This is a genomic window from Bacillus haynesii, from assembly GCF_001969855.1.
In the GTDB taxonomy this organism is placed as follows: domain Bacteria; phylum Bacillota; class Bacilli; order Bacillales; family Bacillaceae; genus Bacillus; species Bacillus haynesii.
Genome location: NZ_MRBL01000020.1, coordinates 36,328 through 52,325, shown reverse-complemented (window position 1 = coordinate 52,325; position 15,998 = coordinate 36,328). Strand labels below are relative to the sequence as shown.

Genomic DNA, 15,998 nt, shown 5'->3' with positions numbered 1-15,998 from the left:
CTGTCGTTCAATGGAAAGCCTTAAACTCATGCCTTAATTGCAGCCGTTCAGCCAGTCTGTATCATGAATGAAAATGCCGCTCCTGTCAGCTGTCAGCAGATTTTTCTTTTTCAATTCATTTAATGTGCGGTTAATCGTTTCCCTTGACGTTCCGACCATGTTCGCAAAATCCTGATTGGTAATGGGCAGGCTGATGTAGACCCCTTTTTCTTGAGGAATGCCGTGTTCAGCAGCAAGCTTCATTAATACATGTGTCAAGCGGTGCTGGACGTCTTTTGAGATAAAACCCTGGATCCGCTCTTGCAAATCGAGAATCTTTTTCCCCATGATTTGCATCACTTTTATCGTCATTTCCGGAAATTTCATCAAAAGTTCATTAAAATCGGCGATGCGGATTACGATCAATTCGGTTTCTTGAACGGCTTCGGCTGTTGCCGGGTATGGGGAGCGGTCAAAAAAGCCGACATGGGGAAACATATCCCCGTTTTGCAGAATTGAAATCACTTGTTCATTGCCGTCTTCATCGATTTTAAAGGCTTTAACAAGACCGGATTTGATGAAAAATACCGCTTCCCTCTCTTCCCCTTCCATAAAAACAAACATTCTCGGCTGATAGGTGCGCTTGACCGCGATCTGCTCGATTTGCTTGAACTCTTCATCATTCAGCCCGCTGAAAATCATAAATTGCTTCAGAAACTCCATTGGTCTTTCAATCCCTTCGGTTTTGCTAAAGAAGAGCGGTTTGTCACAGACGGCGCTCCAGTGCAAAGAGCTCTTCTTCAATCGCCGCTGCCTTCTCTTCCATCACTCTGCGGCTGTCCTTCAAGGCCTGATTGTAAAAGTAAGGTCCGAGCTTTTCCTTTACGAATTCGAACATTTGAATCGCCGCAATGTCTCCGACCTCTTCTCCTCTTTCTTCAACATAAAAGCGTTTGATTTCATCGATGATCGCTTGTTTTTCTTCTTGGGTAAGCTTTATAAACATAAAAGCGGCACTCCTTTTTTTATTTCCATGATAAACGATAAAGTCCGCAAATGAACAATTTATTTTTTTACATCCGTTTACTCTCCGTCACTTACCGATATTAAACACGAAACAAGCGACTGACCGTGTGACGTAATTCACAATGTTTTAAAAAGACTTTTTGTAAGATAAACATGCTGATTGATTTATTCATTTTTCCCTTTGAAAGGAGCAAAACCGCAATGGTAAATCGTCAAAAAATACAATTACCGCTGCAGTCATTTAGTTTAGTCGCAGGATTTATGGTTTGGGTATTGATTTCCTCTTTAATGCCCCACATTAAGCAGGACATCGCCCTGACAGAAAGCGAGATATCCCTTGTCACGGCCATTCCGGTCATACTCGGGTCGCTTCTCAGGATTCCGCTGGGCTACTACACGAACAGATTCGGAGCAAGAATCACATTCATGATCAGCTTTTTGCTGCTTCTGTTTCCGGTTTTTTGGATCAGCACAGCCGATTCGCTGTTCGACTTGATCCTTGGCGGATTCTTCCTCGGCATCGGCGGAGCAGTCTTTTCCATCGGGGTCACATCACTGCCGAAATACTACCCTAAAGAAAAGCACGGGTTTGTCAATGGGATCTACGGCGCTGGGAACGTCGGTACAGCGATTACCACGTTTGCCGCTCCTGTTGTGGCAAAGACCGCCGGGTGGGAAAATACGGTGCGGATGTACATCGTGTTAGTCGCCGTATTCGCTTTATTGAACTTTATCCTTGGAGATCGAAAAGAAAGAAAAGTTACGGTATCTGTAAAAGAGCAAATGAAGGCAGTCTACCGAAATCAGACATTATGGTTTTTAAGCTTGTTTTACTTCATTACATTCGGATCTTTTGTCGCGTTTACGATTTATCTTCCGAACTTTCTTGTTAATCACTTCGGGCTCGATCCCGTCGATTCAGGGCTTAGAACCGCCGGATTTATCGCTGTCGCCACTTTTCTGAGACCTGTCGGCGGCTGGCTCGCCGACAAATTCAACCCTTTGAAGCTGTTGATGTATGTATTTGCCGGCTGTACCTTGTCAGGGATTTTATTGGCCTTCTCGCCGAACCTTGGACTTTACGGGTTTGGGGTATTAACCGTTGCCGTTTGCGCCGGCCTCGGAAACGGGATCATCTTTAAGCTCGTGCCGCTTTATTTTTCAAATCAGGCCGGCATCGTCAATGGGATTGTATCAGCGATGGGCGGCTTGGGAGGATTTTTCCCGCCACTCATCCTATCAAGCGTTTTTCAGGTAACCGGCCATTATGCGATCGGCTTCATGGCGCTGTCAGAAGCGGCCCTTGCAAGCTTTGTGATCGTGGTCTGGATGTATTTTCAGGAAGTGAACAAAACATCGTCCAAAACATCATCCAAAACGAAGGTGGACCATTTATAAGCCCTTCCTGCAAAAAGAGCTTGAGCCGATGTGCTCAGGCTTTTTTCAGGACTATATTCATATGTTCACAATATTGTTTATATTTAAAAGGTCACTCTGCCTTATTTAACGTTAAAATAAGAACTGCAAAAGGGGTGACGCTCAATGAACATTTCTGTTAGAAAATCAGACACAGATTTGCTCTCAGACGATCTGCATCACTTGCTGGAATCGATCAGTACGCGACGAAAAATCAGGCAGGACACATTCCTTTTTCAAGAAGGGATGGATGCGGAGGAACTGTATCTTATTCAGTCAGGGCTTGTCCAGATCGGCAAATTGACGTCCGATGGCAAAGAACTGACACTTAGAATGTGCAAAAAAAATGATATTGTCGGGGAGCTTACGCTTTTTACAGAAGATGCGAGATATATGCTGAGCGCAAAGATCCTCTCTGATGGCGAAGTGTTGGTCATCAATAAAGATAGGCTTGAAAAAGAACTCATTCAAAACGGTGCGCTGACGTTTGAGTTTATGAAATGGATGAGCACGCATTTGCGAAAGATTCAATCGAAAATCCGCGACCTTTTGCTGAATGGTAAAAAAGGCGCGCTTTACTCCACCTTGATCCGTCTCGCTAACAGCTACGGCATCACAAGAAGCGACGGGATTCTCATCAATATTGTGCTGACGAACCAGGATCTGGCGAAATTTTGTGCCGCTGCAAGAGAGAGCATCAACCGCATGCTGAGCGACCTCCGGAAGAACGGTGTCATTTCAATTGAGGACTCGGGAAAAATCGTCATCCACAAGCTCAACTATTTAAAACGCGAAATCGACTGTGAAAACTGCCCGCTCGAAATCTGCAATATCGACTGAAAAAGCGAAAACAAACAAGGACATGAAGCACAGTGTCCTTGTTTTTTACGTTTGCAGCAGAAAAACGATCAACACGGCCATAAAGAAACAGGCATTGACCAGCTCAGAGATTCCGATTGTTTTAATCGACAATTTCCTCCCGTGGAAAAACCATGCTCTAAGACTGCTCGGCACTACGCCGATCACCGCCCACTCTGCCCCTGCGGCCAGCGAGACGAACGGCAGGAAAACGTGGTAGCCCCATGAATAAAGTTTAAACCGATTGTTTTTCTTTTCGCGGATCATCGACTTGACATAAAAGGCGCTCCCTGTGAAAAACAAAGCGGATTGGATAAAAACAAACAATGCCTCACCATCAAGCTTCCCCGCTCCCATCCAGAAGCTCGCCAGCCCGCCCGCACTGAAAACAAGGATTGCCGCAATATCATTTAATAGCGCCCTGTCGTTGTTTCTTTTTGCGTAATAAAGATTAATGAGAAAAAGCGGAAACAGCGGCAGACCGAGAAAAACGAGCCGCGGCTCCAACCAGACCGAAATGAGCAGGAAAACGACGGCCGGAATGCCATAGACAAGAACCCATTTTTGATAGTAAACAATATTTTTCTTCTTCACCATCATCGTAGCCGGAAATGCCGCAAGATATAGAAACAGCCATCCGCAGAACAGCGGAATATGCTTTACATCTGCGCCCCCAGCGAACATGCCGAGAATAAACGGGATCACAAGCATCGCCCAGGCGCCGTGCTGCTTCGGTATGAACACTTTCATCACACATCCTCCCTTCTTTTCTATTACATTATAAAAGTTTCGTCCCTCTTAGACAGTGACATTTTGCATACAGGCGTGTGAACTAAATCACTGCGTCCTGCAACCCGGCGCTTTATACTAAAAGCTAATATAGAGAAGGAGGATATACCATGGACCGGTTTGACTACTTATTGTTTCTGAAAAATCTTCCTATGTTTTTCGGGGTGCCCCTCCCGATCATCAAAAAGCTGCTGAAGAACGGTAAGGTGATCGATATCCAGCCGTCTCAGCATTCGCGATCGTTCCTTCATTCGCAATCCGTCTATTTTGTTTTAAAAGGAGAAGTGCATTTTTCTGACCGAAGGCTTCCGGAAGAATCACGGACGATCGCCGAGTGGGAAAAAGGCGATGTTTTTCCTATCGATCAAAAAGGCGAGCCTTTCTTATCTCCGTTTATTTCAGTCAACACTGCCTCTGAAACCGCCGTACTTGAAATACCGTTTCATAATTTCAAAAAAATGATGACTTATAACCGCCAATTACAGACGAACTTTCTCATGTTGCTTCAGCAGAATTTATTTTTTTCCTACCAGCTTTTTTTGCGTTACCTCAACTCCTCCGCAGAAGACGACGCGTGAGAAGGGCCTCTCCCCTTCTTTCTCTTCTTTTCTCCAAATGTGATCTACTTAACTTTTTTTCTCTTACATTTCCGCTACGATACAGATGAATGCAAACGAAAGGACAGATGCAAGATGATACATTGCGATTTCGACAAGTCTCCGTTTATCGTCATTTGGGAGCTGACAAGGGCTTGCGAGCTCAAGTGCCTTCATTGCCGGGCATCGGCTCAAAATAAACGCGATCCGCGGGAGCTTTCCCTGAAAGAGGGAAAAGATTTAATCGATCAAATTCATGCGATGGACAATCCGCTCCTCGTGCTGACAGGGGGTGACCCTTTAATGAGAGACGACGTATTCGCCATTATTGAGTATGCCGTCCAAAAAGGGGTTCGCGTCTCCATGACCCCGAGTGCCACACCGAATGTTACAAGAGAAGCGATTCAATCAGCAAAAGAAATCGGCTTATCCCGATGGGCGTTCAGCTTGGATGGCCCGACCCGGGAGATTCATGATCATTTTCGAGGAACAGACGGTTCCTTTGACCTGACCATGAAAGCGATTCGCTACATCCATGAATGTCAGCTGCCTCTGCAGATTAATACCGTCATATCCGCTTATAACATCGATTACCTGGATGAAATGGCAAAGCTGATCGAAGAATTGAACTGCGTATTATGGAGTGTGTTTTTTCTCGTCCCGACAGGCCGCGCGAAGCGGGAAGATATGATTTCTCCGGTGGACCATGAAAAAGTCTTTCTCTGGCTCAGCCGTTTGGCAAAAGAAGCGCCTTTTGACATCAAAACGACAGCAGCCCAGCACTACCGGCGGGTTGTCATTCAGCAAAAAATGCGGGAAGCAAAAGACCCCAACATGAAAATCCGCTATGAACACGCATTGCAGAAAGGGAAAATGGATGTGATCGGGGGATTGGGCCGGGCCCCGAAAGGTGTGAACGATGGCAACGGGTTCATGTTTATCTCCCATATCGGTGATGTCTATCCAAGCGGACTCCTGCCGATTAAAGCCGGAAACATTCGCGAACAGCCGCTGGCTGAGATTTATCGCGAATCACCGATCTTTAAGGATTTGCGAAATCCGGACGGATTTAAAGGGAAATGCGGCGTCTGTGAATTCCACCATGTGTGCGGCGGTTCGCGCTCGCGCGCCTATGCTCTGACGGGCGATTATCTGGAAAGCGACCCGAGCTGTATTTATATTCCGAAGGCTTTGCGCTGAAAAATGTGATGTACGTCACATTTTTTTCGGCATAGTTGTATTACGGTATAGATGAGAATGATCATCACTATCAAAGGATGTGATCCCTCTGCATAAAAAAATTGATTTGAATGATTCCGTATACGAACTTTGCACATTGCATCCTGAACTAAAAGCCGTGATGAAGGAAGCCGGGTTTAAAAACATAACAAAGCCCGGCATGCTGGAAACAGCCGGGCGCATTATGACGATTCCAAAAGGCGCACGAATGATGCAAATCGAATGGTCCCATGTCTTAGACATATTGAAAGCACACGGATTTGACCCCGTTTGGAAAGGAGAAAAACAATGAGCGAAATCATTAACAACCGGGAAACACAGCAAGGTCTGCCTGAGGAAAAAAAGCAGCTTCTGAAAGAGATCATCATCGACCTTCATAAAGGAAAACCGCTTGCCGACGTCAAAAAACGGTTTGAAAAGGCATTCGGTTCAGTCAATGCCGAAGAAATCGCTCAGCTGGAACAGGCGTTAATGAAGGAAGAAGGCATTACACCTGAAGAAATCCAGGAGCTCTGTTCCGTTCACGCCGCTGTGTTTAAAGGATCGATTGAAGACATTCACCGCGCTGACGCCGACAAGCAGCCGGGCCATCCCGTTCATACATTTATGAAAGAAAATAAAGAAATCGACCTCCTTTTGAACTTTAAAATGCAGCTTCATTTGGAACGCTTCGAAAAAGAAGATCATCACGACAACATTCTCAAACTGCTCGCAGACTTAAACTTGCTCGCTGACGTCGACAAACATTACAGCAGAAAAGAAAATCTTCTGTTCCCCTATTTAGAAAAGTACGGAATTACAGGGCCCAGCCAAGTGATGTGGGCTGTCGACGATTTTATCCGCAAGAGCATTAAAGAAGTGAAGCGTTTGTTAGAGGAATATACGCCGGACAAAAAAGATGAGGTCATCCGTGAACTCACGTTTATCATTCAAGAAGGCACGGAAATGATTTATAAAGAAGAAAATATCCTCTTGCCGATGGCGCTCAGAACGCTGACAGAAGATGAATGGCTGAAAATCGCAGCTGAAAGCGACGAGATCGGATATTGCCTGACTGCTCCGGAAACGGTGTGGAAGCCTGAACGCCATCAGCTCAAAACAAGCGAAGAGGCGGCTGACGGATATGTGAGGCTCCCTACAGGTATTCTGTCCGTGGTTCAGCTTGAGCACATGATGAACCATCTTCCGGTCGATATCACCTTCATCGATGAAAACGATGTCGTCCGCTATTTTTCACACGGAAAGGAACGGATTTTCGCCCGGACAAAAGCCGTAATCGGCCGGACCGTCCAAAACTGCCATCCGCCGGCAAGCGTCCACATCGTCAACAAACTTCTTGACGACTTTAAATCAGGCAAAAAAGACGTTGAAGATTTTTGGATCAAATTTAAAGACAAATACGTGTTCATTCGCTATTTTGCCGTACGCGATGAAAACGGCCGCTATATCGGCACTTTGGAATTCACCCAGAACATCGCCCCGATTCAGGAGATTACCGGGGAAAAGAGAATAATGAACACGAGCGATTGAACCATTCGACAGCCCGCTTCCATGCAGGCTGTTTTTTTGTCCTCCCTTTTCCCCTCCTAAAAATGTGACAAATTTGTGAAAAACCGAAACCATGTGACAAATTTAACAAGGTGCAGCGCCTCCTCCATATATAGTGAGGGTAGCATCAATGACTCAGAAGGAGTGAACCAGCAATGAAAAAAAAGAAAAAGAGTCCCATTTTCAGGAGATTAAATTATTTCTCCCCTATTGAACACCATTCTAATCAACACAGCCAAACCACTTATGAAGACCGGGATTGGGAAGATGTATACAGAAATAGATGGCAGCATGATAAAGTGGTTCGCTCTACCCATGGAGTGAACTGTACAGGATCCTGCAGCTGGAATATCTACGTCAAAAACGGGATCGTCACATGGGAAGGGCAGCGACTCGATTACCCTTCGACAGGCCCTGATATGCCGGACTTTGAACCGCGCGGCTGTCCGCGGGGAGCCAGCTTTTCCTGGTATATATACAGCCCGCTCCGCGTGAAATACCCGTATGTACGCGGTGTGCTGATCCAGATGTGGCGCGAGGCGCTAAACAGCAGCAAAAATCCGCTGGAAGCATGGAAATCGATTGTCGAAAACCCTGAAAAAGCGAAAGCCTATAAACAGGCGCGCGGAAAAGGCGGATTTGTCCGCGCCGAATGGAGCGAAGTGCTGAAGCTGATTTCGGCTTCCCTTCTGTACACCATTGCCAAATACGGTCCTGACCGCAATGTCGGTTTCTCGCCGATTCCGGCCATGTCGATGCTCAGCCATGCAGCAGGGTCACGCTTTATGTCCCTGATCGGCGGGCCGATGCTGAGCTTCTATGACTGGTATGCCGACCTCCCCCCTGCTTCACCGCAAATTTGGGGAGATCAAACCGACGTTCCGGAAAGCAGCGATTGGTACAATTCAGGCTACATCATGACATGGGGTTCTAATGTTCCGCTTACCAGAACGCCTGACGCTCACTTTTTAGCCGAAGCCCGCTATAAAGGAGCAAAAGTGATTTCGATCAGTCCGGACTTTGCCGAGTCCTCAAAGTTTTCCGATGATTGGCTGAGCATCAGACAAGGCACGGACGGCGCACTGGCCATGGCGATGGGCCATGTCATTCTGCAAGACTTTTATGTCAATCAGAAGACGGAACGTTTTATTGATTATGCAAAACAATATACCGATTTCCCGTTTTTGGTGACTTTGAAAGAGGAAAACGGAACGTTCACAGCAGGCCGCTTCCTCCACGCTAAAGATATCGGGCGTGCGACAGAGCATGAAGAGTGGAAGCCTGCCGTTTGGGATGAAGACACAGATGGATTTGCAATTCCGCAGGGCACGATGGGCTCCCGCTGGGACGGCCAAGGAAAATGGAACTTGCGCATGGTTGATGAGGATTCAGAAAAACCGATCACACCTCGGCTTTCCATGCTTGGACATGAAGATATGATCGGCTCGGTCAACATTCCTTACTTCTCACATGAAGGCAATAAAGTGCTTGAAAGACCGCTTCCGATCAAAAAAGTCATCCTGGACGGCGAGGAAGTCTTTGTTTCCACCGTTTTCGACCTGACTCTCGCCAACTATGGCGTCAACCGAGGAATCGGCGGACAGACGCCGGCATCATTTGATGATCCTGAACCGTTTACACCGGCTTGGCAAGAGCCGATTACTGGCATTAAAAGTGAAATGGTGATCAAGATCGCAAGGGAATTCGCGCAAAATGCGATTGACACAGAGGGCCGCTCAATGATCATTGTCGGCGCCGGGATTAACCATTGGTTCAATTCAGACACCATTTACAGAGCTGTGCTAAACCTTGTGCTTCTCGTCGGAGCCCAAGGGGTTAACGGAGGCGGCTGGGCCCACTATGTCGGCCAGGAAAAACTCCGACCGGCCGAAGGATGGCAGACAATCGCGATGGCCAAAGACTGGGGAGGCCCTGCCAAACTGCAAAACGGCACATCATTTTTCTACTTCGCTACCGACCAGTGGCGCTATGAAGATCAGGAAATCAGCGGGCTCGCTTCCCCAATCGCAAAAACATCGCGCTACAAGCACCATGCTGATTACAATGTGCTGGCGGCAAGACTCGGCTGGCTTCCATCGTATCCGACGTTTGAGAAAAACGGCATCGACTTGTATAAAGAAGCAGAAAAAGCAGGCGCTGAGAACGCTCAGCAAGTCGGAAGCTATATTGCCAGACAGCTTGAGGAGAAAAAGCTCAAGTTTTCGATTGAAGATCCTGACAATGAAAAGAACTTCCCGAGAAATCTATTTGTCTGGAGAGCTAATTTAATCTCGAGCTCCGGCAAAGGTCATGAATATTTTCTGAAGCACTTGCTCGGCACGACAAACGGACTGATGAACGATGATCAGGACAGCATCCGTCCTGAAGAAATCACATGGCGTGATAAAGCGCCTGAAGGCAAACTCGACTTACTGGTCAATCTCGATTTCCGGATGGCGGGAACAGCCCTTTATTCAGACATCGTGCTCCCTGCTGCCACCTGGTACGAAAAACACGATCTCAGCAGCACGGATATGCATCCGTTCATCCACCCGTTTAACCCGGCAATCAGCGCGCCGTGGGAAGCGAAGTCTGACTGGGATATTTTTAAAGCGTTGGCAAAAGCGGTTTCCGACCTGGCTGAAGAAGTGGACATGGAACCTGTAAAAGAGGCTGTTGCGACTCCTCTCCTCCATGACACTCCACAAGAAATGGCGCAGCCGCTCGGGAAAATCAAAGATTGGAGCAAAGGCGACTGCCCTGCCGTTCCAGGCAAAACAATGCCGCAAATTCACGTCGTGGAACGGGATTACAAGCAGATTTTCAATAAGATGACATCGCTCGGGCCGAATGTTGTCAAACAGCCGTTTGGTACGAAAGGTATGAACTGGTCTGTTGAAGCGGAATATGATTCTCTCAAAAAAACGCTCGGCGTCGTAAAAGACGATACGATCGCCAAAGGCTGTCCTGACATCAGTGATGCAAGACAAGCTGCTGAAGCGGTATTGACCCTCTCTTCCACTTCAAACGGGAAAGTAGCCGTTAAAGCGTGGGAATCGCTTGAAAAAATAACGAATCTGGAGTTGAAAGATTTAGCTGAAGAACGGGAAGAGGAATGCTTCACATTTGAGCAAATTTCGGCTCAGCCGAAAACGGTGATCACCTCCCCTGCTTTCAGCGGTTCTGAAAAAGGCGGACGGCGCTATTCTCCGTTTACGACGAACGTTGAAAAACTGATTCCGTGGAGAACGCTAACCGGCAGACAGTCTTTTTACCTTGATCATGAAATGATGACAGAATTCGGCGAAAACATGGCGACATTCAAGCCGATTCTGATCCACCGCCCTTTCTTGAACAAGCGTCCGGATCAGGAAGGAAAAGAAATCGTTTTAAACTACTTAACACCGCATAATAAATGGTCGGTTCACAGCATGTATTTTGATTCCCTGCCGATGCTTACCCTTTTCAGAGGCGGGCCGACAGTCTGGATGAATAAAGACGATGCGGAAGAAACCGACATTCAGGACAACGACTGGATCGAGTGCTTTAACCGAAACGGAGTCGTCGTCGCACGGGCCGTGACATCACACCGGATTCCAAAAGGAATGGCGTTTATGCACCATGCCCAAGACCGGCATATCAATGTGCCGGGAACAAAGCTGACGAATAACCGCGGTGGAACCCATAACAGCCCGACCCGCATCCATGTCAAGCCGACGCAGATGATCGGAGGCTACGGACAGCTCAGCTACGGATTCAACTACTACGGGCCGACAGGAAATCAGCGCGACCTCAATGTCGTGATCAGAAAATTGAAGGAGGTCGATTGGCTTGAAGATTAAAGCGCAAATCGGAATGGTAATGAACCTTGATAAATGCATCGGCTGCCATACATGCAGCGTCACATGCAAAAACACTTGGACAAACCGTTCCGGTGCAGAATATATGTACTTCAACAACGTCGAAACAAAACCGGGCATCGGCTACCCTAAACAATGGGAGGACCAGGATAAATACAGAGGCGGCTGGGAGCTGAAAAAAGGCAAGCTCCAGCTCAAATCGGGCGCCAAAACAACGCGGCTCATGAATTTATTCTACAACCCGTATCAGCCGACAATCGATGACTACTATGAACCTTGGAACTATGATTATGAAACGCTGACAAACAGTCCGGAGAAAAAACACCAGCCTGTTGCAAGGCCGAAGTCTTCCATTACGGGAGACTTCATGAACCTTGAATGGGGTCCGAACTGGGAAGACGATCTTGCCGGCGGCCACATTACAGGCCTTCAAGATCCAAACGTCAAAAAAATGGAAGAATCGATCAAGACTGAATTTGAAGACGTCTTTATGATGTATCTGCCAAGGATATGCGAACACTGCATCAATCCTTCCTGCGTCTCCTCCTGTCCTTCGGGAGCGATGTACAAACGCGAAGAAGACGGGATCGTTCTCGTCGATCAAAATGCGTGCCGCTCATGGAGACACTGTGTATCATCATGTCCTTATAAAAAAGTGTATTTCAACTGGCAGACAAACAAGGCGGAAAAATGCACATTGTGCTTCCCTCGTCTTGAGGCAGGACTGCCGACAATCTGCTCTGAAACATGCGTCGGCAGAATCCGCTATCTCGGAGTCATGCTTTATGACGCAGATAAAGTCGAAGAAGCGGCTTCAGCCGAAAATGAAAAAGATTTATATCACTCACAGCTGGAGATTTTCCTTGACCCGAATGATCCCGCTGTCGCAGAAGAAGCAAAAGCTCAAGGCATTCCGCTTGAATGGATCGAAGCAGCGCAAAAATCTCCGATCTACAAAATGATCATCGATTGGAAAATCGCTTTGCCGCTGCATCCTGAATACCGGACATTGCCGATGGTATGGTACATTCCTCCGCTCAGTCCGATTATGAATATGTTTGAAGGAAAAGGAACGGCCCAATCAGCGGAAGATATCTTCCCGGCCATTGATGAAATGCGGATTCCGATCGAATATTTGGCCAATTTGCTGACTGCCGGTGATACGCACCATATTAGAACGACATTGAAGAAAATGTCTGTGATGCGTATGTACATGCGAGCGACCCAAACGAACAAACAGATCGATTCAGCTTTGATTCAAGATACCGGATTGACTGAAGAGCAGATTGAAGATATGTACCGTCTGCTTGCGATCGCCAAATATGATGACCGATTTGTCATCCCGCAAACCCATCGCGAAGAAGTCGCGGATCTGTACATGGAACAAGGAAGCTGCGGATTATCATTTGCCGGAGGACCCGGCTCTTGCCAAAACATATAACACTGGAGGGAAGCTTCATGGATGGAACAGACAAACAAACCGTTTTTGCCGCTCTTTCTTACCTCCTCTCCTACCCTGATGAAGAGTGGAGAAAAGAATGTTCCGAATGGCAGCAGATCATCGGCGAAATCGAGCATGAAGCGCTGAAAGGGCATCTGCTTGCCTTCTTGGAAAGCGCGGCTTCCTATTCGTCTGAAGAATTGATCGAAACATACGTATATACGTTTGATTTCGGTAAAAAAACGAACCTTTATGTCACCTATTTCAACTCCGGCGAACAAAGGGAGCGCGGAATTGAATTGCTGCAGCTGAAAGATCTGTATCAGCAGTCCGGTTTTCAGCCGACAGACAAAGAACTGCCGGATTATCTGCCGCTCATGCTTGAATTTGCTGCAGTCGCCGATCGTGAAAAAGCTGCGGCTGTTTTCCAAAAATACGCAGCAAACCTGGAAGAATTGGGATTGCAGCTTTCAGAAAATGAAAGCATCTATACACCGTTATTGGACGGATTAATGATGATTTTAGAGGAAATTGGTGTTGAAAGGAATGTACAGCCATGATCGAACAAATACTGTGGGTCATCCTCCCCTACATCGTCATCACCATTTTTATCGGAGGGCATATATACCGCTATCAACATGATCAGTTTGGCTGGACGGCCAAATCAAGCGAGATGCTCGAAAAGAAAAAACTGGCGCTTGGCAGCAGTCTTTTTCACTGGGGAATCTTCTTTGTCATCGGCGGGCATGTGATGGGAATTTTAATTCCGGAAAGCCTTTATCAGGCGCTCGGCGTTTCAGAGCATATGTACCATAAAATCGCGATCGGTTTCGGACTGCCCGCAGGCATCGCCGCGCTGTCAGGGCTTCTCATATTGACCTACCGCCGATTTACGGACAAACGGATTCGAAAAACGAGCTCTGCCGGTGATTTAATCACGCTGGTCGCTTTGTTATTCGTGATGACGACAGGGCTTGCAGCAACCTTCTTGAACATCGATTCAAAAGGATTCGACTACAGGACAACAATCAGCCCTTGGTTTCGCAATATTTTCTTATTCAAGCCGGATGCCGGGCTAATGGCGAACGTGCCTCTCTGGTTTAAGCTTCACATTATTATGGGCTACGTCATTTTCATCGTCTGGCCGTTCACTCGGCTCGTCCACGTATTCAGCATGCCGCTAAAATATTTGACAAGAAGCTATGTTGTTTACCGGAAACGGGCGCCCCGCAAAAGCATGTAAACATTTTCCCTAAAGCTAAAACGGCTTTAGGGATTTTTTCTCCATAGGCAAGCTACCCATATACCCAATCAATCATACGATAAAGCAAACCATCAGAAAGGAGCGTTTTTATTGTATCCATACGATCCTTCACTATATGATCCGTATCGCCAGCAATTTCCGCCGGGTCCGCCTCCGGGAGCAGGAGGACAGCAGCAACAGCAGCTACTTCCCCCGCCGCCGAGCCAATTTCCGCAAGACACCGGCCCTTCGGTATTTGCCGTTGATCCTGGCGGAATCAGAAGATGCCTGTTTAAATACACGTTCATCCGCTTAAGAAACGGCAGCCGCTTTTGGTTCTTCCCGGTTTTCGTCGGACGTTATTCAATTGCCGGCTACCGCTGGAGGCCGCGTCAATTCCGCTGGATTTACTTTGGTGTTGACTTGAACGAAATCACTTCTTTCAGCTGTCAGTAAAAATAAGAAAAAGGCGCCCCAAGGACGCCTTTTTTAATATGGTTTATTTCGATTGCAATGTTTCCTTCTCGTCTTCCCAAGCCTCCGTGTTTTTCAGACCTGGAATCGAACTTGCCTTAAAGACAGGGTTCTTTCCTGCTTTGCGCTGTTCAGTATAGTCTTTCAGCACTTTCGCAGCAATTCCGGAAAGAAGCAGAATCGCAATCAGGTTAATGATCGCCATTAATCCCATAAATAAATCCGCCATGTCCCACACAAGCTGGAAACCGGATACAGATCCGAAGATAACCATTGCAACAACGGCTGTACGGTAAACAGCAAGCGCCGTCTTGCTCTTTTTAATAAATTCAATGTTCGTCTCACCATAATAGTAGTTTCCGACGATCGAGCTGAAAGCGAACAGGAAAATCGCCACTGCGACAAATGCAGGCGCCCAGCTTCCAATGTGATGCTGCATGGCTGCTTGTGTAATCTGAATGCCGTCAAGCTCTTTACCCGGCGTCAGATTGAACAGCAGGATCATAAAGGCTGTCGCACTGCAGATGACCATCGTATCAAAGAATACGCCAAGCGTTTGGATAAAACCTTGCTTCGCGGGATGAGAGACATTGGCAGTCGCCGCTGCGTTCGGCGCACTTCCCATTCCGGCTTCGTTTGAAAACAAACCGCGCTTCGCACCGATAATAATGATGCTGCCGAGCGTACCACCTGCAATCTGCTCGATCCCGAAGGCATCTTTCACAATCATTGCGAAAACGGCCGGTATTTGAGAGATATTCGTCAGCACGACAAATAAAGCCAGTGCAAGATAGATGACCGCCATAACCGGGACGATCAATTGCGTAACTGTGACCACGCGTTTCAAACCGCCGAAAATGATAAATCCGGTCAATACCGCCAAAATAATGCCGACCGTTGTTTTATCAAGGTTGAAAGCCCCTTGCATCGAACCGACGATCGTGTTGGCTTGAACCGCATTAAAGATCAATCCGAATGTAATCGTAATTAAAACGGCAAAGATAATCCCCATCCATCTGGCGCCCAGCGCTTTTTCCATGTAATAAGCAGGGCCCCCTCTGAAATGATCGCCGTCTTTGACCTTGTAGACTTGAGCCAGCGTACTCTCCACAAAGCTGGAAGCCATTCCGACAAGCGCGACGACCCACATCCAAAAGACCGCTCCCGGTCCGCCTGTTGCAACAGCAAGCGCCACACCGGTCAGGTTCCCCGTGCCGACACGCGAAGCGGCGGAAATAAAGAAAGCCTGTAAAGACGAGACGCCTTTTCCTTTCTCCTCCTTTTGTCCGACAATACGAAACATCTCGATGAAATAGCGGAATTGAACGAATTTCAATTTAAACGTAAAGAACAGGCCTATTCCTATTAATATATAGACTAAATAAGTCCAAATAAAACCGCTCGGGACATTAATGATTTCGCTTAAAATTTCTTCCATAGCACCCTCCTGAAACAAACGAATTTTGTTTTGATGTTAAGTTTTCTAACATGATAGGATTATATCATAATAATGACGCAAGAAAAACTAG

General features: G+C 47.0%; 15 protein-coding genes. 11 read left to right on the top strand and 4 right to left on the bottom strand.

Annotation, left to right across the window (positions count from 1 at the left end; translation table 11 throughout):
* Positions 1–33 precede the first annotated feature (33 nt).
* Positions 34–702: a Crp/Fnr family transcriptional regulator gene (locus BTA31_RS17615; RefSeq protein ID WP_043928168.1), complete on the bottom strand. Its 669-nt coding sequence runs from the start codon at positions 700–702 to the stop codon at positions 34–36.
* Between the two features lie 43 nt (positions 703–745).
* Positions 746–985: a DUF2164 domain-containing protein gene (locus tag BTA31_RS17610; RefSeq protein WP_076793336.1), complete on the bottom strand. Its 240-nt coding sequence runs from the start codon at positions 983–985 to the stop codon at positions 746–748.
* Between the two features lie 221 nt (positions 986–1,206).
* Between BTA31_RS17610 and BTA31_RS17605 the strand changes: the two genes are divergently transcribed.
* Positions 1,207–2,403 carry a nitrate/nitrite transporter gene (locus BTA31_RS17605; protein ID WP_076793335.1) on the top strand — a complete coding sequence of 399 codons (1,197 nt, stop codon included), beginning with the start codon at positions 1,207–1,209 and terminating at the stop codon, positions 2,401–2,403.
* Positions 2,404–2,547: 144 nt separating this feature from the next.
* Positions 2,548–3,261, top strand: coding sequence for a Crp/Fnr family transcriptional regulator (locus BTA31_RS17600; RefSeq protein WP_076793334.1), 714 nt, complete (start codon positions 2,548–2,550; stop codon positions 3,259–3,261).
* Between the two features lie 45 nt (positions 3,262–3,306).
* Here the strand turns inward: BTA31_RS17600 and BTA31_RS17595 are convergent, their stop codons facing one another.
* Complete coding sequence (locus BTA31_RS17595) at positions 3,307–4,029, bottom strand: YwiC-like family protein (RefSeq protein ID WP_043928164.1); 723 nt, start codon at positions 4,027–4,029, stop codon at positions 3,307–3,309.
* Between the two features lie 149 nt (positions 4,030–4,178).
* On the opposite strand from BTA31_RS17595, the gene BTA31_RS17590 reads away from it, so the two are divergent.
* The 9 genes from BTA31_RS17590 (at position 4,179) to BTA31_RS17550 (ending at position 14,451) form a co-directional block, all read left to right on the top strand.
* A complete protein-coding gene (locus BTA31_RS17590; protein ID WP_076793333.1) occupies positions 4,179–4,646 on the top strand; it encodes a cyclic nucleotide-binding domain-containing protein in 468 nt (155 codons plus the stop codon).
* A 114-nt stretch (positions 4,647–4,760) separates the two neighbouring features.
* Complete coding sequence (locus BTA31_RS17585) at positions 4,761–5,864, top strand: TIGR04053 family radical SAM/SPASM domain-containing protein (RefSeq protein ID WP_076793332.1); 1,104 nt, start codon at positions 4,761–4,763, stop codon at positions 5,862–5,864.
* Between the two features lie 88 nt (positions 5,865–5,952).
* Entirely contained in the window at positions 5,953–6,195 is a 243-nt protein-coding gene (locus BTA31_RS17580) for a DUF1858 domain-containing protein (RefSeq protein WP_043928972.1), read from the top strand.
* The gene (locus tag BTA31_RS17575; RefSeq protein ID WP_076793331.1) at positions 6,192–7,433 is read left to right on the top strand and encodes a DUF438 domain-containing protein; all 1,242 of its coding nucleotides are present in this window, start codon (positions 6,192–6,194) and stop codon (positions 7,431–7,433) included. Before BTA31_RS17580 ends, BTA31_RS17575 begins: the two co-directional genes overlap by 4 nt.
* Before the next feature lie 173 nt (positions 7,434–7,606).
* A complete protein-coding gene (locus tag BTA31_RS17570; RefSeq protein WP_076793330.1) occupies positions 7,607–11,293 on the top strand; it encodes a nitrate reductase subunit alpha in 3,687 nt (1,228 codons plus the stop codon).
* Positions 11,283–12,752: a nitrate reductase subunit beta gene (narH, locus tag BTA31_RS17565; RefSeq protein WP_020451629.1), complete on the top strand. Its 1,470-nt coding sequence runs from the start codon at positions 11,283–11,285 to the stop codon at positions 12,750–12,752. The genes BTA31_RS17570 and narH overlap by 11 nt, the downstream gene beginning before the upstream one ends.
* A gap of 17 nt (positions 12,753–12,769) precedes the next feature.
* Positions 12,770–13,312 carry a nitrate reductase molybdenum cofactor assembly chaperone gene (gene narJ / locus BTA31_RS17560; protein ID WP_076793329.1) on the top strand — a complete coding sequence of 181 codons (543 nt, stop codon included), beginning with the start codon at positions 12,770–12,772 and terminating at the stop codon, positions 13,310–13,312.
* Positions 13,309–13,995: a respiratory nitrate reductase subunit gamma gene (narI, locus tag BTA31_RS17555; protein ID WP_043928957.1), complete on the top strand. Its 687-nt coding sequence runs from the start codon at positions 13,309–13,311 to the stop codon at positions 13,993–13,995. Before narJ ends, narI begins: the two co-directional genes overlap by 4 nt.
* A 111-nt stretch (positions 13,996–14,106) precedes the next feature.
* Positions 14,107–14,451 (top strand): hypothetical protein, encoded by a 345-nt coding sequence (locus tag BTA31_RS17550; protein ID WP_043928958.1) that lies wholly within the window; start codon positions 14,107–14,109, stop codon positions 14,449–14,451.
* 43 nt (positions 14,452–14,494) lie between these two features.
* Here BTA31_RS17550 and BTA31_RS17545 read toward each other — a convergent pair whose 3' ends face one another.
* Positions 14,495–15,907: an alanine/glycine:cation symporter family protein gene (locus tag BTA31_RS17545; protein ID WP_076793328.1), complete on the bottom strand. Its 1,413-nt coding sequence runs from the start codon at positions 15,905–15,907 to the stop codon at positions 14,495–14,497.
* Positions 15,908–15,998: the final 91 nt, after the last annotated feature.